The organism is Martinezella miluonensis (assembly GCF_900094545.1).
Lineage (GTDB): Bacteria > Pseudomonadota > Alphaproteobacteria > Rhizobiales > Rhizobiaceae > Rhizobium > Rhizobium miluonense.
On sequence record NZ_FMAH01000010.1, the window covers coordinates 84,946 to 105,367 of the forward strand.

General features: G+C 61.3%; 19 protein-coding genes. 10 read left to right on the forward strand and 9 right to left on the reverse strand.

What is annotated here, in order from left to right; all coding sequences use genetic code 11:
- The first annotated feature begins 367 nt into the window (after positions 1–367).
- On the forward strand, positions 368–1,612 hold the full coding sequence (locus tag GA0061102_RS11640; protein WP_092847032.1) for an aromatic ring-hydroxylating oxygenase subunit alpha: 1,245 nt from the start codon (positions 368–370) through the stop codon (positions 1,610–1,612).
- A gap of 2 nt (positions 1,613–1,614) precedes the next feature.
- Positions 1,615–2,703, forward strand: a complete 1,089-nt coding sequence (locus GA0061102_RS11645; RefSeq protein ID WP_092847033.1) for an FAD-binding oxidoreductase — start codon at positions 1,615–1,617, stop codon at positions 2,701–2,703.
- A gap of 26 nt (positions 2,704–2,729) precedes the next feature.
- Here GA0061102_RS11645 and GA0061102_RS11650 read toward each other — a convergent pair whose 3' ends face one another.
- On the reverse strand, positions 2,730–3,734 hold the full coding sequence (locus tag GA0061102_RS11650; RefSeq protein ID WP_092847035.1) for a glycoside hydrolase family 25 protein: 1,005 nt from the start codon (positions 3,732–3,734) through the stop codon (positions 2,730–2,732).
- A 246-nt stretch (positions 3,735–3,980) separates the two neighbouring features.
- On the opposite strand from GA0061102_RS11650, the gene GA0061102_RS11655 reads away from it, so the two are divergent.
- Positions 3,981–4,445 (forward strand): BA14K family protein, encoded by a 465-nt coding sequence (locus GA0061102_RS11655; protein ID WP_092847037.1) that lies wholly within the window; start codon positions 3,981–3,983, stop codon positions 4,443–4,445.
- Positions 4,446–4,513: 68 nt separating this feature from the next.
- On the opposite strand, the gene GA0061102_RS11660 is transcribed toward GA0061102_RS11655, so the two are convergent.
- Positions 4,514–5,515, reverse strand: coding sequence for a transporter (locus GA0061102_RS11660; RefSeq protein WP_092847039.1), 1,002 nt, complete (start codon positions 5,513–5,515; stop codon positions 4,514–4,516).
- Positions 5,516–5,802: 287 nt separating this feature from the next.
- On the opposite strand from GA0061102_RS11660, the gene GA0061102_RS11665 reads away from it, so the two are divergent.
- Positions 5,803–7,581: an acyl-CoA dehydrogenase family protein gene (locus GA0061102_RS11665; RefSeq protein WP_092847041.1), complete on the forward strand. Its 1,779-nt coding sequence runs from the start codon at positions 5,803–5,805 to the stop codon at positions 7,579–7,581.
- Between the two features lie 9 nt (positions 7,582–7,590).
- On the forward strand, positions 7,591–8,343 hold the full coding sequence (locus tag GA0061102_RS11670; protein WP_092847043.1) for a crotonase/enoyl-CoA hydratase family protein: 753 nt from the start codon (positions 7,591–7,593) through the stop codon (positions 8,341–8,343).
- A gap of 4 nt (positions 8,344–8,347) precedes the next feature.
- On the opposite strand, the gene GA0061102_RS11675 is transcribed toward GA0061102_RS11670, so the two are convergent.
- Both GA0061102_RS11675 and GA0061102_RS11680 read right to left on the reverse strand, forming a co-directional pair.
- Complete coding sequence (locus tag GA0061102_RS11675; protein WP_092847045.1) at positions 8,348–9,598, reverse strand: class I SAM-dependent RNA methyltransferase; 1,251 nt, start codon at positions 9,596–9,598, stop codon at positions 8,348–8,350.
- On the reverse strand, positions 9,595–10,335 hold the full coding sequence (locus GA0061102_RS11680) for a TlyA family RNA methyltransferase (RefSeq protein ID WP_092847047.1): 741 nt from the start codon (positions 10,333–10,335) through the stop codon (positions 9,595–9,597). The genes GA0061102_RS11675 and GA0061102_RS11680 overlap by 4 nt, the downstream gene beginning before the upstream one ends.
- A 112-nt stretch (positions 10,336–10,447) precedes the next feature.
- Here GA0061102_RS11680 and GA0061102_RS11685 point away from each other — a divergent pair, with 112 nt between their 5' ends.
- The 4 genes from GA0061102_RS11685 to GA0061102_RS11700 all read left to right on the forward strand — a co-directional run bounded on the left by GA0061102_RS11685 (position 10,448) and on the right by GA0061102_RS11700 (position 15,007).
- Positions 10,448–11,455 (forward strand): DUF4424 domain-containing protein, encoded by a 1,008-nt coding sequence (locus tag GA0061102_RS11685; RefSeq protein ID WP_092847049.1) that lies wholly within the window; start codon positions 10,448–10,450, stop codon positions 11,453–11,455.
- A gap of 227 nt (positions 11,456–11,682) precedes the next feature.
- Positions 11,683–13,629 (forward strand): methyl-accepting chemotaxis protein, encoded by a 1,947-nt coding sequence (locus GA0061102_RS11690; RefSeq protein ID WP_092847051.1) that lies wholly within the window; start codon positions 11,683–11,685, stop codon positions 13,627–13,629.
- 63 nt (positions 13,630–13,692) lie between these two features.
- A complete protein-coding gene (locus GA0061102_RS11695) occupies positions 13,693–13,896 on the forward strand; it encodes a hypothetical protein (RefSeq protein ID WP_092847053.1) in 204 nt (67 codons plus the stop codon).
- Between the two features lie 82 nt (positions 13,897–13,978).
- Positions 13,979–15,007, forward strand: coding sequence for a sensor domain-containing diguanylate cyclase (locus GA0061102_RS11700; RefSeq protein WP_092847055.1), 1,029 nt, complete (start codon positions 13,979–13,981; stop codon positions 15,005–15,007).
- Between the two features lie 46 nt (positions 15,008–15,053).
- On the opposite strand, the gene dxs is transcribed toward GA0061102_RS11700, so the two are convergent.
- The 4 genes from dxs to GA0061102_RS11720 all read right to left on the reverse strand — a co-directional run bounded on the left by dxs (position 15,054) and on the right by GA0061102_RS11720 (position 19,285).
- On the reverse strand, positions 15,054–16,970 hold the full coding sequence (dxs, locus tag GA0061102_RS11705; RefSeq protein WP_092847057.1) for a 1-deoxy-D-xylulose-5-phosphate synthase: 1,917 nt from the start codon (positions 16,968–16,970) through the stop codon (positions 15,054–15,056).
- A gap of 125 nt (positions 16,971–17,095) precedes the next feature.
- On the reverse strand, positions 17,096–18,019 hold the full coding sequence (locus GA0061102_RS11710; protein ID WP_092847059.1) for a pirin family protein: 924 nt from the start codon (positions 18,017–18,019) through the stop codon (positions 17,096–17,098).
- A 70-nt stretch (positions 18,020–18,089) separates the two neighbouring features.
- A complete protein-coding gene (locus GA0061102_RS11715) occupies positions 18,090–18,341 on the reverse strand; it encodes an exodeoxyribonuclease VII small subunit (RefSeq protein WP_034488124.1) in 252 nt (83 codons plus the stop codon).
- A gap of 2 nt (positions 18,342–18,343) precedes the next feature.
- Complete coding sequence (locus GA0061102_RS11720; RefSeq protein WP_092847061.1) at positions 18,344–19,285, reverse strand: histone deacetylase family protein; 942 nt, start codon at positions 19,283–19,285, stop codon at positions 18,344–18,346.
- 168 nt (positions 19,286–19,453) lie between these two features.
- Here GA0061102_RS11720 and GA0061102_RS11725 point away from each other — a divergent pair, with 168 nt between their 5' ends.
- Positions 19,454–19,855: an acyl-CoA thioesterase gene (locus GA0061102_RS11725; protein WP_092847063.1), complete on the forward strand. Its 402-nt coding sequence runs from the start codon at positions 19,454–19,456 to the stop codon at positions 19,853–19,855.
- 7 nt (positions 19,856–19,862) lie between these two features.
- Here the strand turns inward: GA0061102_RS11725 and GA0061102_RS11730 are convergent, their stop codons facing one another.
- Complete coding sequence (locus GA0061102_RS11730) at positions 19,863–20,420, reverse strand: biotin transporter BioY (protein WP_092847065.1); 558 nt, start codon at positions 20,418–20,420, stop codon at positions 19,863–19,865.
- Positions 20,421–20,422: the final 2 nt, after the last annotated feature.

Consider the following 20,422-nt stretch of genomic DNA (forward strand, 5'->3'; position numbering starts at 1 on the left):
ATTGACGAGGTGCCGATCGACGGAAGCTCCCATGCCCGATGGCGTTGCTTAAGAGATTGAATTGCCTTTCTATATTGTCGCAGCGCACAACCGTCTCCACATATGGTTTCGTCTGTCGCCAATTTCGAAGTCGATGTCGCATTGTAGCGGAGCGGCCGATAGGGCCGAGAGCTATGATGATATCAATCTCAAGGTGCCGTCCGTTAGAGAGACGGAGATCCTGGCGACAGGGTGTTCCAGAACCCGGAAATCAGCCTTGGGCAGATATGGTTTATTGGCCGCAGCGGGCGGTCGGACATTGCTTTGGACCGTTCCTGATGGCCATACATGTTCTTCGCTCGTTCCGGTACTGCGCGAGGATAGGCAAATGGATATCAAGAGCAATGTTTTACGGCAATTGAAGAACCGCCGCGAGGGCTTCAGCCTGGAGCAGCCTTTCTATATCGATCAGGATTACTTCAAGCTCGATATGGAAATGATCTACTATCGCGACTGGCTGTTCATCGGCCATGATTGCGAAGTACCGCGCGCCGGCAACTATTTCACGGTTCAGATCGGCGAATATCCGGTCGTCATCGTTCGCGGCCGCGACCAGGTGATCCGCGCCTTCCACAATAGCTGTCGCCATCGCGGTTCGCGCGTCTGCTCGACCGAACGCGGTTCCTCGGCTAAGCTCGTCTGCCCCTATCACCAGTGGACCTACGAACTCGACGGCTCGCTGCTCTTTGCCCGCCAGATGGCGGAAGACTTCGACAAGACGCAATATTCCCTGAAACCCGTGCATTGCGAAAGCGTCGCTGGCTATATCTTCATCTGCCTGGCGCAGAACGCCCCGGATTTCGCCCCTGTCCGCGCCGCGATCGAGCCCTATATGGCGCCGCATCGCATGAGCGAAGCCAAGGTCGCCTTCCAGAGCACCATCATCGAGAAGGGCAACTGGAAGCTAGTCTGGGAAAACAACCGCGAGTGCTACCACTGCGCCGCCAATCACCCCGAGCTCTGCCGCACCTTCCCGGAAGCGCCGACCGTGACCGGCGTGCAGGGCGCGATGAGCGATCCCATCATCCTCGAGCATTGGGCGCGTTGCGAAGCTGCCGGCTTGCCGAGCGAATTCAAGATCTCGTCGGATGGTCAGTTCCGCACTGCCCGCATGCCGCTGATCGAAGGGGCTGAAAGCTACACCATGTCCGGCCAGAAGGCCGTCAAGCGCCAGCTGGCCTCCGACGTGACGATGAACGGCATTGGCACGATGCTGCTCTTCCACTATCCGACCACCTGGAACCACCTTCTCGGCGACCATGCCATTTCCTTCCGCGTGCTGCCGCTCAATGCCGAGGAAACCGCTGTCACCACCAAATGGCTGGTTCATAAGGATGCGGTCGAAGGCGTCGACTACGATATCGAGGAACTGACCCACGTCTGGAACGAAACCAACGATCAGGACCGCCGTATCGTCGAGGAAAATGCCTTCGGCATCCACTCGCCGGCCTACGAGCCCGGTCCCTATTCGGAAATCCACGAAGGTGGTGTCATGCAGTTCGTCGAATGGTACTCGAACTTCATGATCGACCGTCTGCAGGGCGATCAGGCCAAGCTCTCGGCGGTAGCCTGAATATGAGCAAGACCGCCTCGCAACGTCATCGACACCTCGATCAGATGCAGCCCTGGAGCGACAGGCAGCATCTGCTCGAATGCCTCTCCGTCACGCCCGAAGCGCCCGATGTGATGACCTTCACATTCGGACCCGACAAGGACAACTGGTTCCGCTATCTGCCGGGCCAGTTCGTGACGCTTGAGCTGCCGACGACGCCGGAGCCGGTCATGCGTACCTATACGCTGTCGTCTACGCCGTCACGGCCCTTTTCGGTCGCCGTGACGGTGAAGGCGCAGAAGGACAGCATCGGCACGCGCTGGATGTTCGATAACTTGAAGCCCGGCATGCGCATCAAGGCTTTCGGTCCTCTTGGCGATTTCAGCCATATCCGCCACCTCGGCGAAAAATACCTGTTCGTCTCGGCAGGTTCCGGCATCACCCCGATGATGTCCATGACCCGCTACATGGCCGACACGGCACCGCTCTCCGATATCAGCTTCATCAATTGCGCGCGCAGCCCGGCCGACATCATCTTCCATTCTGAGCTGGAATATCTCGCCCGCTTCATGCCGAACCTCAATCTCGGCCTGATCGTCGAGGGCTGCGGCCGCACCGATTTTTGGTCGGGCCTGAAGGGCCGTATCGACAAGGCAAAGATCGCCCTGCTTGCGCCCGATTTCATGGATCGCACCATCTTCTGCTGCGGCCCCGAAGTCTTCATGGATGCCGTTCGTTCCATGCTGGAAGCGCATAGCTTCGACATGTCGCGCTACCACCAGGAGAGCTTCCAGCCGGCGAATGCGGCAACGCCGCTCGCCGAGGTCGCCGACGATGCGTCGACCGAGGCCGCGACCACGATCCGCTTTACCATGGCCGGCAAGGATGTTGCCTGCCCGGCCGGTCAGACCGTGCTTCAGGCCGCGCGTGGCGCCGGCGTGCGCATCGGTGCTGCCTGCGAATCCGGTCTCTGCGGCACCTGCCGCGTGCTGAAGCTTTCGGGCGAGGTGGAGATGAGCCACAATGGCGGCATCCTCGATGACGAGATCGAGGAGGGCTATATCCTGGCCTGCTGCTCGCGCCCGAAGACGGATGTGCAGGTCGAAGCCTGAGTCGATCTCCGGCTTCGCCTGATCGCCTAGAAATCCTGATAGTTCAGCTCATTGATCTCGACCGGCTTGGGTTGCGGGGCCGATGCCGTAACGACAGGGTCGATCAGCAGCGAGACGAGCGTCTGTCGCGCTCCGTCGCAGGTCGCAGCCTGAGCGATCGTCAGGTCGGGTGCCGGGAGCGGCTTGGCTGGCACCAGCTCGCCCTGCGGCCAGATTTTCGCGAGCTGGATCTTCGTCATCGGCACGATGTTGACGTCGATGTCAGTCAGTGTGCCGGGAACGCGGTAGGGACAGTTCTTGTCGGAGCAGTTCTCTGACGAGACGAACTGCCAGATGGCATAATTGTCCCAATTGCCGAGCGGGAAGGTGCCATTCACATCCGGTTTGTAGCGTGCATACCAAAGCGGCAGCCGCGATAGCAGCGGATAGCTATTGCGATGATCCGCAATATATCGCGCCGTGTTGTGATTGGTGTAGAGGATAGGGTAGCGCCCGGTCCTGACCTTGATATGCGCAACGAAGATCTGGGCATCGTCCAGCGACATGAATTGCGTGGCGTCCATACCGTCTATGTCGAGCACCATCAGCTCGTCCGGCTGCGGGTCGGCATAATCAAGAAAATGGTTGGCCTGATCGATCGGATTGCCCGGCCGCCCCAGGTGATAGGCGCCCCATAATAGGCCATTGGTCTTCGCCAGCATGCGGCGCGTCTGATAAAGTTCGCGGCTGATGGCATATTTGCGCCAGATCGTCTTGCAGTGGGCAGGTGTGTCGCCGGCATGATTGCCAGTGCAATTATACGTCGCGGGCAGACCGTCCGAGGCCTTGGAGATGAAGGCGGCGATGCGCTTGTCCTGCAAAAACGCATTCCAGTCGATGGTATTCAGCTCGTAGGCGTCGACGATGAGGGCGTTTTTCGGATCCGTCCAGGGTTGGCTTTCACCAGCCGAAGGCTTCGTGGCCGGCCCCATGAAGGTCAGAACCGTTAGGAAGCTGCAAATCAGGGCGTGGGTCTGCCAGGATCCTTTCATGAAATAATAGTAAGGATTCCTGGTTAATCTTGGGTTAAGGACAAAAACACGATAGGTTCATTGTGGAACCCTCGCATAACTCCTTAAATCGGTAGGGATTTAAGGAACGGAATGAGGTGTTGTCGCGTTTCTTGTTGTTTAGTCAGACGTGCGACGAAGCAGTCGGTTGAATCTTACTCGGGAGGCCTTCCCGATATGAAACGCTGCGCACTTGTGCACAAGTCAAACCAGGGAATGGAGATAAGAATGCTTGGTTTCCGCGCGAGAATTGCGACCATCGCCATGACGGCCGCTGTCACTCTGACAAGCTTTACGCCGTCCTTCGCCATTCAAATGCCCGCCGCACCGATCATGTCCACCGTCGACAAGGCCGCACCTGCCAATGTCGAACAGGTTCAGTGGCGCGACTATCGCGGCGGCTATTATCGCCGCGGCTGGTATGGCGGCTATCGCGGTTATCCGGGCTATCGTCATGGCTATCGCTATTACGACGGCTACTGGTTCCCGCTCGCCGCCTTCGGCGCCGGCGCCATCATCGGCGGCGCGATTGCGAGCCAGCCCCGCTATTATGCCGCTCCGGCTCCGTCCGGCAGCATCAATCCGCGCCACGTCGAATGGTGTGCAGACCGCTATCGCTCATACCGGGCTTACGACAATACCTTCCAGCCGAATTATGGCCCACGCCGGCAGTGCTATTCGCCCTTCTATTGAGCGAGATCCCTGAATGATCGATAGAGGCCGCCCTGCATATGCCGGGCGGCCTTTTGCATATCCCGATGTCAGAGAATGTCGACCCGTTTCAGCAGCCACCATGCCAGCAGGATGGAGGCGACGATGAAGCCGACGGCATAGCCGGTGCCGCTCGCACCGCCGGCAAGCGGCAGGCCCGATGTGTTCATGCCGAAGAAGCCGGTCACCAGCGTCGGCGGCAGCAGAAACGCAGTCATGATCGACAGGACATAAAGATGGCGATTGATCTCGGAGGAGAGCTTCGCGCCGATTTCTTCGTGCAGCAACCTGGCGCGCTCCTGCAGCGCAAAGACATCGTGATCGACCGCTTCCAGCCGTCCGCTCAAACGCGCGGCCACATCCTCGAATCCGAGCGGCATCTCCTCATCGTCCGAGGCGGCGGCATGGCGCATCAGCGACAGGACCGTGCGCAAGTGGCGGTGCAGCCGCACGATCGTCCGTCGAACGGACGGAAGCCGCGTGCGTTCGTCGCGAGACGTGTTCCCATGGACGAAGTCTTCGATCAGGTTCAGCTCTTCGCTGATCTCGATGACGACGGAAATCAGGGTGCGCTGGAACTCGACGACCAGCAGCTCGAAAATATCCAGTGGCCGGGAAAATCTGGTGGCGTTCTTCTCGATCAGCACGCGAGCCCGGTCCAGGCTGCGAAGCGGCTGCAGGCGGCTGGTGATGAGCATGCGGTCGGTCACAACGAAGTGCAGCCAGCCGATATCGCGCGTATCCTGGGCGAAATCCCGCTGGAAGTCGACGAGCGTGCCGAAGAGCATCTGATCGTCGACGGTGAGCGTCGCATGGCTCTCGTGCGTCGTCAGGGCGATGCGAGCGGCTTCGTTTAGTCCGGGCGCATCCTCGAGGAAGGCCGGCACACGCGCGTCGACGAGATTGAGATGCAGCCAGAGAAACCCTTCTTCGCTGAAGAGCGTCGAGCGATCGGTGTCATCAGGCAGTCGTTCCGGCTTGGTCGAGCCGGGACGGAGACGATAGGCCCAGACGAAACCCGGTATTGTGGTAGCTGACGTGAGCGTGTTCATGGAGTTGTCGTTCGCATTGTCTGAACAGTTGCCTTAGTCTTCGTTCATGACGGTTGTTTATGCAAGTCCGCCTTCTCATGGAATAATTGCATGTCCCGGCATCAATTTCGCACGCGTAAAGCGCGCGCAAGACGTACGCGCCGCTCCCGTTCGCGACAGGGTGGAAATCGTCGCGAATGGCATCCCGTCAAAATTGACGTTTACGTAAAAATAAACTAGCTATACTGCACATCGGCGACGACCCGGGTGAGGCGGGTCGCCGGCAGCACCAATGCGGAGGAAGCAGCATGTACAAGGCACCCGTCGAAGAAATCGCATTCACGCTGAAGCATGTCGCGGGCATGGAGCGCGCGATGGAGGAGGGCATTCTCGGCGATCTCAGCGCCGATGTCGTCGATGCCATCCTATCGGAAGCGGGGCGATTTGCCGGCGAGGAGGTTGAGCCGCTCGCCGGCAATGGCGACAGGCAGGGCGCAAGGCTGGTCGACGGCAAGGTGGTGCTGCCCGATGGCTGGGAGAAGCTCTACCGCGATTGGATTGCCGGCGGCTGGAACGGGCTGACGGCGCCGGAAGAGTATGGCGGGCAGGGCCTGCCGCACATGCTGAATATCGCGACGCTGGAAATGTGGAATTCCGCCTCGATGGCGTTCGGCCTTGCGCCGACGCTGACCATGGGGGCGTCCGAGGCGCTGCGAGCCCATGGCAGCGATGATCTCAAGAGGAAATATCTGGCGAAGCTCGTATCGGGCGAGTGGACCGGAACCATGAACCTGACGGAGCCCCATGCCGGCTCCGATGTCGGGGCTCTGCGCTCGCGCGCCGAACGTCGTGATGACGGCACCTATCGCATCTTCGGCGAGAAGATCTTCATCACCTGGGGCGATCATGAGGCGACCGAGAATATCATTCATCTCGTCCTCGCCCGTCTACCGGATGCGCCTGCCGGCACGCGTGGCATTTCGCTCTTTCTCGTGCCGAAATTCCTCGTGAACGAGGATGGCTCGCTTGGCGCCCGCAACGATTATTTTGCCCATTCTCTGGAGCACAAGCTCGGCATTCACGGCTCGCCGACCTGCACGCTCATCTTTGGCGACGGCAAATATGGTGCAGAAAAGGGCGCCATCGGCTGGCTCGTCGGCGAAGAGAACAAAGGCCTCGCCTGCATGTTCACGATGATGAACAATGCCCGGCTAGCCGTCGGCATCCAGGGCGTGGCGATTGCGGAAGCAGCCACGCAGAAGGCCATCGCTTACGCCGGAGAGCGCACCCAGGGCCGCGCGCCGGGCACGACAGCATCGGGCATGAGCCCCATCATCGAGCATCCCGATGTCGCCCGCATGCTCTTGACGATGAAGTCGCTGACACAGGGTTCGCGCGCCATCTGCTACGCCTGCGCAGAGGCGATCGACATGTCTCATCGCGACCCGCAAAAGGCCGGCTTTTGGCAGGAGCGCGCAGCATTGCTGACGCCGATCGCCAAGTCCTTTTCCACCGATGCCGGCGTCGATGTCGCCTCGCTTGGCATTCAGGTCCATGGCGGCATGGGCTTCATCGAAGAAACCGGTGCGGCACGCCTGCTGCGTGACGCGCGCATCGCGCCGATTTACGAGGGCACTAACGGCATTCAGGCCATCGACCTGGTGACGCGCAAGCTGACGATCGCGAACGGCGATCATGTGCGTGGCTTTATCGCCGAACTGCGCGGGATCGCCGACGCCGTCGCCAAATCCAATCTTGCAGGTTTCGGCGAGACGGCGCCGCGGCTGCTGGCAGCCATCGCCGATCTGGAAAAGACAAGCGAATGGCTCCTGTCGAGGCAGGCGGAGGGCTCAGTCACCGAAGCCCTGGCCGGCGCTACACCTTACCAGCGGCTCTTCGGCCTCGTGCTGACCGGAAGCTATCTGGCCAAGGGCGCCCTTGCGGATGCGGGGGATGGCGAAGGGGCGAAACGTGTCGCGCTCTGCCGTTTTGCAGCCGAGAATCTTCTGGCTGAGACTGCAGCTCTTTCCGACCGTGTCGTTGCCGGAGCCGGCAGCCTTGAAGCCGCCCGCATCGCGTTTGCTTAGGGAACCAGCATGACCGACCATATCCTCATTGAACGCCCCGAAAACGCCCCGCATATCCAGATTATCCGGTTCAATCGTCCGGAAAAAAAGAATGCGATCACGCGGGCCATGTATCAGACGATGACCGATGCGCTGAAGGCGGCGGAAGATACAGCTGATATCCGCGTCAACGTCTTCCTCGGCACCGAGGGCTGCTTCTCCGCCGGCAACGATATGGCTGATTTCCTGGCCTTCGCCATGGGCGGCAGCATGGGCCGGGAGGTGATCGATTTTCTGATCGCGCTGGCGAGCGCGCGAAAGCCCGTCATCTCCGGCGTTGACGGCCTGGCGATCGGCATCGGCACTACGATCCATCTGCATTGCGATCTGACGGTTGCCTCCGATCGCAGCCTGTTCAAAACGCCTTTCGTCGACCTTGCTCTCGTTCCCGAGGCCGCATCGAGCCTGATCGCGCCGCAGGTGATGGGGCATCAGCGGGCTTTCGCCCTGCTTGCCCTCGGCGAAGGCTTTTCCGCTGCCGAAGCAAAGGATGCCGGCCTGATCTGGAAGGTGACCGCGCCGGACGCGGTGGAGACCGAAACGCTGTCTTTAGCAGCCAAGATCGCCGCCAAGCCGCCCGAAGCCTTGCGGATTGCGCGCGACCTGATGCGCGGCCCGCCGGACGCGGTCCTCGACCGCATTCACAAAGAAGCCGAGCATTTCGCCGCCCAGCTGAAGAGTGCCGAAGCCCGCGCGGCTTTCGAGGCGTTCATGAAGCGCTGAAGGCTTATTTCTCCAGCGCCGCAACCACCTCGACATGCGAGGTCCACAGGAACTGGTCGATCGGTGTCACCCGGGTGATGCGGTAGCCGCCTTCGACCAGCAATGCGAGATCGCGGGCGAAGGTCAGCGGATTGCAGGAGACGGCGACGATCTTCTTGACCTGCGACCGGGCCAGTTCCTTGCACTGGAATTCGGCCCCTGCACGAGGCGGGTCGAAGACGACGGCGTCGTAGACCTTCAGTTCCTGTGTCATTAGCGGTCGGCGGAAGAGATCGCGACGCTCGACCGTGACGGGCTTCAGCCCCGGTGTATTGCGCGCGGCATGGTCGAGCACTGCGAGCGGCTTGTCTTCGCCTTCCACCGCATGCACGCGCCCGATCCGCGCCAGACGAAGCGAAAAGGTGCCGCTGCCGGCGAAAAGATCGGCGATGCGCTTCGCCTTGCCGACATGGGCCGTCACCAGCTCGGCCATGGCGTCCTCGGCCTGCTTGGTCGCTTGCGTGAAGGCGCCCGGCGGCGGCGAGACCTGCACGCCGCCGAAATCGATGATCGGCTTTGCCGGCTCCACCAGGATTTCTCCGTTCAGCGAAAGGCGCGCAATGCCGCGAAGCGACAGCACGGTTTCGATCGTGCTGCGGCGCTGCTTATCAGAGAGCGACTTGATGCCGTCGACGGCGAGATCGAGGCCGGTCTGCGTCTCCAGCACGGAAATGCGGAAGGCCTCAGCATTGATGGCCATCGCCGCGGCGATCGTCCTGATTGCCGGCAAGCGGGCCATGATGCCGGCTGCGGCAATGGGACATTCCTCAATGGCGACGATGTGATGGCTTTCGGCCTGGTTGAAGCCGATGAGCATGTCCTTTTCGGTTTTCCGTGCGGCGAGGACCACCTTGCGTCGCTCGCCGGGATGGGCGGCAACGATATCGTCCACCTCGGGCGTCAGACCCTTCGAGCGCAGCGCATCGATGACGAGCTGGCGCTTGAAACCCCTATAGGGCGCGTCCGTATAGTGCTGCAGGGTGCAGCCGCCGCAGGCGCCATTGACGCCGTGCGGGCCGAAGTGCCGACAGTGTGGCTCCTGGCGCTCCGGCGAGGCCGTCGTGATCGACATCAGCGTGCCCTGGCTTTTCACCCGCGCGATGGCGACGTTTTCGCCCGGCAGCGTGAAGGGCACGTAGATCGGGCCATCAGCGCCCTGCGCGATGCCGTCGCCCTGGGCGCCGAGCTTCTGGATGGTGACATTTTCAGTGCTCATGGCTTGATCCCTGCGAGAAGAAATTCATGGTTGCCGTCGCCGCCTGTTATCGGCGAGGCAATGAGGCCGAGGCTCCGCCAACCCATATCCTCGGCAAACCAGCGCTCGAGTTCGGCGGCGACTGTCGGAGCGGAGGAGGGGTCCTTCAGCAGGCCGTTCTTGCCGATCGCATCGCGGCCTGCCTCGAATTGCGGCTTCACCAGCAGCGCTGCACGCGCACCCGGCTCGGCAAGAGCGAGCGCCGGTGCTAGCGCCAGCTTCAGCGAGATGAAGGAGACGTCGGAAACGATGAAGGAAATGGGCCTGCCGATGTCCTCGGCTGTCAGGTTGCGGGCGTTCAGCCCCTCGATATTGGTCACACGTGGATCGGCCGAGATGCGCGGATGCATCTGGCCGTGGCCGACGTCGATGGAGGTGACATGGGCTGCGCCGCGTTGCAGCAGCACTTCGGTGAAGCCCCCGGTCGATGCGCCGACATCGAGGCATTGCTGCCCTTGCGGATCAAGGCCGAAATGGTCGAGGGCGGCTACCAGTTTCAACGCCGCGCGCGAGACATAATCCTGGGCGGGATCGTCGATGCCGATCTGCGCCTCTTCGGTAAACAGCGCCCCCGGTTTGGTCACGACTTTGCCGTCGACGGTCACGGTGCCGCGTTGAATGGCATCGCGCGCACGGGATCGGCTGGCGAAGAGCGAAAGGGAGACGAGAAGCTGGTCGAGGCGTTGCGGTTCGGACATAGGCAGTCCATGCCGGGCAATGCAGTGCGTTGCAAGCCTTTTGTGCTGATGCCGGCGTTGACGGCGGATTGCAGCTGGCCATAATCGAACAAATCTGCGGTTGGGGAACACCATGCGAAAAATCGGTGGCTATACGGCGCTATTGGCGATGTTCGCCGCGCCCGCCTTGGCGAATGACACGATGGCCGAGCTGCGGACGGGCGGCCTCGCCTATGTCCGCTCCGGCGATATCAGCATGGCCCAGGAAAAGCTGTTCATTTCGCCCGCCGAAGTGCGCGTCGATTATGTGTTCGAAAATACCTCCGACAAAGAGGTCGAGAGCCTCGTCGCTTTCCCGATGCCGGATATCAAGGGTGATGTCGACAGCACGGTCGATGCCGGAGATGTCGAGGCCGACAACTTCCTCGGCTTCACCGTGACGCAGGACGGAAAGGCCATAACCCCGACCCTTCAGCAGCGGGTTACGGTCGCCGGGGTCGACATGACGGATGAGCTGAAGGCGCATGGCGTGCCGTTGTTGCCGCTGAGCGGTGCGGCAACGGATGCCGCCGCCAAGCTGCCCGCGGATGTGCTGGAAGACTGGACGGCTCGCGGACTGATCGCAGATGACGAATACGACAATGACGGCCAGGGCATGAAGCATCATCCGACGCCGATGTGGACGCTGCACACGACCTATTGGTGGCGCACCAAGTTTCCGGCCAAGGCCAAAATCGCTGTCCAGCATCGCTACAAGCCGAGCGTCGGCGGCACCGTGGCCATCACCTTTGCCGGTGAGGAGGAGTATCAAACGCAGCAGCTGCAGGCCTATCGCGGTAAATATTGCCTCGACGAGGCTTTCCTGAAGACCGCGACCAAGCTTGCCGCCGCAGCAGACAAGGGCGGACGCACCTATACCGAGAGCTGGATCTCCTACGTGCTGACGACGGGCGCCAATTGGTCCGGCCCCATCAAGCATTTCGAGCTGACCGTCGATAAGGGCAGCCCGGATAACTACATCAGCTTCTGCGGCAAGGACGTGAAGAAGACCGGTCCGACCAGTTTCCAGATGACGGCGCAGGATTTCTATCCCGACCGGGATCTCGACATCCTTATTCTCACCGCGACGCCTGTGAATTAGGCCCGTTTAAAACCGGTTGCGCAAAATTAAATAATTTTAAAGCGGTAGCCACTACTGATGCGCAGGATTGCGATGATCTGTTTCGAGGTCGTCGCCTGCCATGAAGGCTTCGCGCTTCTGCGCCCCAATCATGCCTCTCCCTGAATTCTTCGGGCGTCCGGCTGTGTTTCCTCCCAATCGCGGCCTGTCGATGCTCGCCAGGACCGGCGCTCAGGAGGCGCTCACTCATGTTTGCACAAAAACTTTCGTTGAATGGCAAGCTTGCCATCACGTTTACCGTATTGATTGCCATTTTCGCCTGCGTTTCCGCATTCGTTTACGCCAAGGAAGAGGTCTCGGCCAAGGCTGCCTCTGAGCAGGCCGGTTCGCACCAGCTTGTCAACCTGATCGATGATTCCCTGCAGGCCATGCTGGAGCAAGCCGTCAATCTGCGCGGCTTCCTGCTGCTGCGCAGCGACAGCACCTATGGCGATATCTTCAACAATCGCGAGCGGATGCTGAAGAGCATCGCTGCGGCCAAGCAGGTCGCAGCCGGCTCTCCGGATCTGCTGCAGGCCATCGACAACATGCAGAAGGCTGCCGATCTCTATTTCCACCAGCTCGCAGAGCCGCAGGCCAAGGCCCGCAAGGAAACCGAGATGCCGCTCGACCAGATCGTCAAGATCGGTCAGAACGAAACCAAGGGCCAGCTCGATGGCTTCCGCGAAGCTGCCGCCAAGATCAAGCAGGCTGCCCGTACCAAGGCTGCTGAGCTGGCCGCGACGCAGGACGACGCCAATGGCGATCTGCGCCTGACCCTCATTCTGGGCAGCATTCTCGCGTCGCTCGCCGCCGCCGTGCTTGCCTGGTTGCTGTCGCGCGTCATCGTGCGCCCCATCGTCGGCATGACGGCGGCAATGGGCCGCCTGGCGAATGGCGATCATGATGTAGAAGTCCCGGCTGTCGGTCGTGGTGATGAAGTCGGCCGCATGGCCGACGCTGTCCTCGTCTTCAAGCAGGCCGGCATCGAGAAGCTGCGCCTTGCCGGCGAGACCGATCGCATGCGCGACGATGCGGAGCGTCAGCGCCAGATGAGCGATGAGCAGAAGGCGCGCGAAGACGGTGAAATCCGCTTCGCCATGGAAACGCTTGCAGGCGGGCTTTCCACACTCGCCGGCGGCAATGTTGCGGCGCGCCTGGAACGGGCCTTCGCGCCGCAGTTCGACAGCGTTCGCGCCGACTTCAACAATGCCGTCGAAAAGCTGGAAGCGGCGCTGCAGTCGGTTGGTCACAATGCCGCCGCCATCAATGCCGGTGCCGACGAGATCCGCTCGGCTGCCGACGATCTGGCGCACCGCACCGAGCAGCAGGCTGCCGCGGTCGAAGAGACCGCCGCGGCGCTCGAGCAGGTAACGACCACCGTTCGCGACTCCGCCAAGCGGGCTGAGGATGTCGGCCATCTCGTCGAGCGCGCGCGCGTCGGCGCCGAAAAGTCCGGTGAAGTCGTGCGTAGGGCGGTCTTCGCCATGCAGCAGATCGAAAAGTCCTCGGGCGAGATCAGCAACATCATCAGCGTCATCGACGATATTGCTTTCCAGACCAATCTTCTGGCACTGAATGCTGGCGTTGAAGCCGCCCGCGCCGGAGATGCCGGCAAGGGCTTTGCCGTCGTTGCTCAGGAGGTGCGCGAGCTTGCCCAGCGTTCCGCCAATGCGGCCAAGGAAATCAAATCCCTGATCAATACGTCGAGCGATCAGGTCAACACCGGTGTCTCTCTGGTTGGTGAAACCGGCAAGGCTCTGGAAATGATCGTATCCGAAGTGCAGGAGATCAACCGGCACGTCGGCGCGATCGTCACCGCCACCCGCGAGCAGTCGACCGGCCTGCAGGAGATCAATACCGCCGTCAACAACATGGACCAGGGCACGCAGAAGAATGCGGCCATGGTCGAGGAGCAGACGGCCGCAAGCCATGCGCTTGCCCGCGAAGCTGCAGCTCTCAACGAGCTGCTTCGGCAATTCCGTTTGAGCAACGCCGTGCAGGCTGCACCCGCCCGGCCAGCGATTGCAACGGCGCGGTCGAAGCCGGCCGCATCGCCGGCCCGGGTTCTGGGTCGCACCGTCGCCAAGGCTTTCGGCGGTAAGGCGACGGCTGCTGCTGCCGTTGCCGCTCAGGACGATTGGGAAGAGTTCTGATCACCCTGTGACCGCTGCTCTGTAGACGATGTCTGGCAGAGCGGCTCGCGACGAATCACCTCCATGAACGTCATCGGCCCGTCGCTTTGCGGCGGGCCGTTCCGTTTTTCACAGGCTTTGCGAAAATATCATTCGCCGACGCCTGCGTTATTTTGGAGCAGCCTTGTCTTTGTCGTCAGCGCTCTTTTCCTTGGGAAGCACGCTGTTCGGGCCTATACGCTCGTGTTCGGCAATTTGACGGATCATCCTTTGGTCAAGATTTATTAAATATTTGATCGGTGGCAGGGTTGCTCTGAGCGGCGAACCGCCATTTTTATAAATCGTAGGATGATCGCCGAGGGAGGTTCGAATGGGACAGCTCGTCCGAGTTCCGGCCAACGAAACACAGAGACTTTTGGCCGTACGCTCCCTGAATGCGGTACACAGCAGTCCGACGCCGGAGCTTGCGACCCTCGCGGAGTTGGCGAGAGGCGTGTTTGAAACGCCCTATGCGGCCATCAACATCATCGATGAGGATTGGCAGCGTATCGCCGGGCAGGCAGGGCTGAAGATCGCTGAATGCTCGCGTGATATGTCGATCTGCACGCGAGTGGTTTTCGATGATGAGCTGCTTGTTATTCCCGATCTTGTCGAGGATTCGGAACTGAAGGCCGCCCCCTTCGTTCTCGAAGACCCGTATTTCCGCTTCTATGCAGGCGCACCGGTCAGATTGGAGAATGGCTTGCCCGTCGGCGCCTTCTGCATTCTCGATCAGGCGCCGAGACGCTTCAAGGAGAGCGAGCAGCAGAGCCTCATGCGGTTTGCTCAGATCGCGGGCGCGCTTCTGCGCCTTCAGAAGACCAATCTGTTGATGGGGATCGCCGAGAACGGCTTGCGTACCGCCGCCATGACCGATCCTCTGACCCGTTTCTTCAACCGGTCGGCGCTGGAGGGCATCGTCGATGGAGCCCTGAGCGCCGCCATCGCTGACGACCGGGGCTTCGGCGTGCTCTATCTGGACATGGATGGCTTCAAGGCGATCAACGACCGCTTCGGCCACAATGTCGGTGACGAGGTGCTATGCGAAGCTGCGGCCCGCATCCGCTCCGTCATTCGCATCGATGACATCGTCGTGCGCATGGGGGGCGACGAGTTTGCGATATTTGTTCCCGACCTGCCCGAAAGGCACACGCTTGTTTCCCTGTCCGAGCGCTTGCTCGCAGCCTTTCGGGCGCCATTCATCGTTGATGGCGGATCCATTTTCGCGCGGCTGAGCATCGGCGCCGCCGCTGCGCCGCAGGATGGGGCAACGCGTATATCGCTGCTGAGGAATGTCGATGCCGCGCTCTACAAGGCAAAAGCCGCCGGCCGCGATCGCGTCGCGGTCTTCGGTGCCTGATACTTAAGGCGAGGCCGGGTCGGGATAGAATTGCCGACGGGTTAAACTAGCCGACCACTTCGGCGATCCGGCCATGGCCGAGCGCTCTGAACACGGTCTGGACGATGCCGGCGCGGTCGAGGCCGGCCATTGCGTTCATCGCCTCGGGCTTCGCCTGTTCCATCCAGATATCGGGCATGACGAGCGAGCGGATCTTCAGGCCGTTGTCGAGCAGGCCTTCGCGGGCGAGGAACTGCATGACCTGGCTGCCGAAGCCGCCGACCGAGCCTTCCTCGATGGTGATCAGCATCTCGTGGTGAGCGGCAAGCTGGCGGATGAGGTCGTGGTCGAGCGGCTTGGCGAAACGCGCGTCGGCAACCGTCGTCGACAGGCCGGCGGCATCGAGATCTTCCGCTGCGGCGAGGCTATCTGCCAGGCGTGTGCCGAAGGACAGCAGCGCGACTTTCGAACCCTGCTTGACCACGCGGCCCTTGCCGATTTCCAGGATCTGGCCGCGCTCCGGCAGCTCGATGCCCACACCTTCGCCGCGCGGATAGCGGAAGGAGATCGGGCCGAGATCATAAGCGGCGGCGGTGCGCACCATGTGTTTGAGTTCCGCCTCGTCGGCGGCAGCCATGACGACGAAGCCGGGCAGTGTGGCGAGGAAGGCCGTGTCGAAGGAGCCCGCATGGGTCGGGCCGTCGGCGCCGACGAAACCTGCGCGATCGATCGGGAAGCGGACCGGCAGGCCCTGGATCGCCACGTCATGCACCACCTGGTCATAGGCGCGCTGCAGGAAGGTGGAATAGAGGGCGGCAAAGGGCTTGTAGCCTTCGGCGGCGAGGCCGGCTGCGAAGGTCACGGCATGCTGTTCGGCAATACCGACGTCGAAACAGCGCTTGGGGAAGAATTCCTGCAGCTTGTCGAGGCCGGTGCCGTTCGGCATGGCGGCGGTAATGCCGACGATCTTCTCGTCCAGTGCCGCTTCCTGCACCAGAGCATCGGCGAAGACACTCGTATAGCTCGGCGCGTTCGGCTTTACCTTGGTCTGCGTGCCGGTGATGACGTCGAACTTGTTGACACCGTGATACTTGTCGGCAGCCGCCTCAGCCGGCGGATAGCCTTTGCCCTTCTGCGTCACGACATGGATCAGCACAGGCCCTTGCGCATTGTCGCGGACATTGCGCAGCACGGGCAGCAGGTGCTCGAAGGAATGGCCGTCGATCGGGCCGATATGGTAGAAGCCCATCTCCTCGAACATGGTGCCGCCGGTCACATAGCCCCGTGCGTGCTCTACCGCCCGGGTGATGGCGCGGTCGACCTTCTTGCCGAGATAGGCGGTAAGTTTCTTGCCGAAATCGCGGAAACCCATATAGGTGCGGCCGGAGGCGAGGCGGGCGAGATAGGCGCTCATTGCCCCCGTCGGCGGGGCGATCGACATGTCGTTGTCGTTGAGGATGACGATCAGCCGCGCATCGAGCGCGCCAGCATTGTTCAAGGCTTCGTAGGCCATGCCGGCCGACATGGCGCCATCGCCGATGACGGCGATGACGCGTCGGTCGGTTTGATCAAGCTCGGCGGCAACCGCCATGCCGAGGCCGGCGGAGATCGATGTCGACGAATGTGCAGCACCAAAGGGGTCGTATTCGCTTTCGGCCCGGCGCGTAAAGCCGGAAAGGCCACCTTCCTGACGCAGCGTGCGAATGCGATCGCGCCGCCCGGTCAGGATCTTGTGCGGATAACACTGATGCCCGACATCGAAGATCAGGCGATCGTTCGGCGTATTGAAGACGTTGTGGATAGCGATGGTCAGCTCGACGACGCCAAGTCCGGCACCGAGATGTCCGCCCGTGCGCGATACCGCATCGATCATCTCGTCACGGACTTCGCGGGCGAGCTGCGGCAACTCACGGTCCTCCAGCTTTCGCAGGTCGGAAGGATAGCGGACCCGATCGAGCAGGGGCGTCTGTGGCATTTGTGTCAAGGCTGAAGCCTCTTTCTTGCTATTCTTGGGCGGTGGGCCGCCTTTATGTCAAAACAAATTGCGACAAAAGACGCCAAATTCAAGGTGTTCCCGAACAAGAAACATGTAGGGTTGTTATGAACCTGTTAGCCTTCCGGCAGGGGGATGAACTCTTCTTCGTCACCCGGTACGATGTCGAAGCGGCCTGTGCGCCATTCTTCCTTGGCTTTCTCGATGCGCTCCTTGGAAGATGACACGAAATTCCACCAGATATAGCGCTTCGAATTGAGCGCCGCACCTCCAAAAAGCATGAGATGACAGCCTTTTTCCGCAGCTTCGAGGGTGATGGCATCGCCGGGGCGGAAAACGAGGAGCTGATCCTGTTCGAAACGGTCGCCGGCGACGACGAGCGAGCCGGAAAGGATATAGACGGCACGCTCCTCATGCGCCGCTCCGAAAGGAAACTTCCCGCCCGGCTGCAGCTGTAGATCGACATAGAGCGTGTCGGAAAAGGACTTTACCGGCGAGGTGAGGCCTTCGAAACTGCCGATCACCACCCGTCCCGTCACACCGCCATCGTCGATGACTGGCAGGTCGTCTTTTTCCGTGTGGGCAAAGGAGGGATCGATTTCTTCCCTGTCATCAGGAAGTGCCAGCCATGTCTGCAGGCCCGACATGGCAAACGGATGGTCACGCAGATTTTCGGGGGTGCGCTCGGAATGCACGATACCACGCCCGGCCGTCATCAGGTTGACGTCGCCGGGGCGGATCACCTTGGCCGTGCCGAGGCTGTCGAGATGGCGAATCTCGCCGTCGAACAGATAGGTGACCGTGGAAAGGCCGATATGCGGATGCGGGCGGACATCGAGCGCTTCGCCTGGCCGCAGGATCGCGGGACCCATGCGGTCGAAGAAGATGAACGGCCCCACCAGCCGCCGCCGGCTGCTCGGAAGCGCGCGCCGCACCGAAAAACCTCCAAGGTCGCTGGTACGCGGAATGATGAGGTTTTCGATCGCGTCGCAGGCGAAGGCATCACCGGCCTGAGGATCTTTGCCTGGGAAGAAGGACATATGGGCTCTCCTTTCGGTTGACGCTCAACCTACCGGGAATGTCAGGCAAACTCAAATTTTCTCGCTGCTCTCACGCACCGTCCAGCGGTTCCGTGCCCTGCGGCTTGCCGGCGCGGTCGAGCCTGATTTTCTCGATGCGGTTCTCGGCGGCCGACAGCAGCGCCTCGCAATGCTTCTTCAGCGCTTCGCCGCGCTCGTAGATGGTGATGGATTCATCCAGGGCCACGTCGCCGCGTTCCAGCCGCGCAACGATGCTCTCAAGCTCCGCCACGGCCTTCTCGAAGGAATAGCCTGAAACATCTACCTTGGCGCTCTCGCTCATCGTCAACCCTTCATCATGCGTAGAATATGCATCCCCGCCGACTCGGCGAGGCCTTCCAGATCATAGCCGCCTTCGAGCAGGCTGACGACCCGGTTGTTGGCGCTGCGGTCGGCGACCTCCAGAAGCCGCCCCGTCGCCCAGTCGAAATCCTCGCCGGTGAGGTTGAGCTGCGCCAGCGGATCGCGGTAGTGGGCGTCGAAGCCGGCGGAGATGATGATGATGTCCGGGCGGAAATCGTCGAGCGCCGGCAGGATCCGCGATTTGAAGGCCTCACGGAAATGATCCCCTCCGGTGTTCGGCGAAAGCGGCGCATTGACAATGGTATTGTGCGCGCCGCGCTCGTCCTTCTTGCCCGTGCCCGGATAGAGCGGCATCTGATGGGTGGAGCAGAAGAGCACCGACGGGTCGTCCCAGAAAATGTCCTGCGTGCCGTTGCCGTGGTGCACGTCCCAGTCGACGATGGCGACGCGCTCGGCGCCATGGGCCTTTTGCGCATGGCGGGCGGCGATCGCGGCATTGTTGAAGAAGCAGAAGCCCATGGCCTTGGACTTCTCGGCGTGGTGGCCGGGCGGGCGGGCCGCGACGAAGACATTGTCGGCAGCGCCGGAAAACACGTCGTCCACCGCCGCCATGGCGCCGCCGACGCCGTGCAGGATCGCCTGCAGCGTCTTCGGGCTGGCATAGGTGTCTGCCTCGAGCTGGTTGATCTCGCCGTCGTCGCCTCTGTCCGGCATCGAGCGCAGGACGAATTCCAGGTGTTCTTCGGGATGTGCGAGCAGGATCGCATCCTCGGGAGCGGGCGGAGCCTTGCGCCGGTCCAGCCGCTCGAAGTTCGGATGCTCAAGCGCGATATTCAGCGACCGCAATCGGTCCGGCCGCTCCGGGTGGCCGGGCGGAACAATATGTTCTAGGAAGATCGGATGTTCGTAAAGACGTGTGCTCATGGGGCCAATCTATAGAGGAGGTGTGACGCCTATTACAGGACATGGACAATGTCACCACGATGTCAACAATCCATCTTAACCACTTTGGAAGGGCGCCCGTTTACTTATCGAGGCGCGGTGTTAAGCTTTCATTAAGGTCAGTATGGCGTCGACCAGGGTTGTTGCGTGATGATGAGTGTAGAGCGATCCGATGTCATCGAAGTCAGGGTGCCGCCGCGCGATGTCGACAGGCATGGCCACATGTTCATAGCATCCTATATCTCGCAGGCGGAGACGGCGCTTTCGAATTTTTGGCGCACGCGGCCTTTGGTCGATGACGAGCCGATCTATATCGCCAGGAAGGCGTCCTGTTCCCTGCACAGGCCCCTTCGCTACGATGATCTTGCTCGCTTTTCGATCAGCGTCAACAAGATTGGCGGAAAGTCGATCGGCTTCGTCGTTGCGGTCGAGGCCGGCAATGAACTCGCGGCAGAGGTAGAAATTCTCTGGCTCGCGGTTCGCGGCGACGAGCACGATCCCGCGCCGCTGCCGGAAGACACGCGCGATTGGCTCTACAAATATCTGGCCTGAACCCGGCCTAGCTTCGCTGCGGCAGCAGCGGGTAGCCGACCATGACCGCACGGCCGGCAAGGGCTGCGACAAAAGCCTTTATGAGGTCCCCCGGCACGAAAGCCAGGGAGCCGAAGAAAGCCTTGTTGAAGCCGATATTGATTGCCAGCCAGGCAATGCCGAAGGCATAGAGCACCACGACGCCGCCGGTCACGGCCGCGACAAAGAAGCTGATGCCCTGGTTGAGGCCGCTCTGCTCGGGCTTCACCAGCCGCTCCGAGAGATAACCGGTGGCGAAGGCTGCAAATATCCAGCCGACGAAGAAGCCGGCCGTCGGACCTGCAAAGACGGCAAGACCGCCGCGGCCGCCCGACAGCACCGGCAGGCCGATGATGACGAGCGCAACGACGATCAGCACTGCGATGGTGCCACGCTTCGCTCCGAGCACCACGCCCGTCAGCATGACGCCGAGGGACTGCGCGGTTATCGGTACGGGAATGATGCCGATCGGGATCGGCGGCAGCAGGCCAAGCGCCACGATGATGGCGGCAAAAAGTGCCGAGAGGACGAGATCGCGGGTGTTCATGG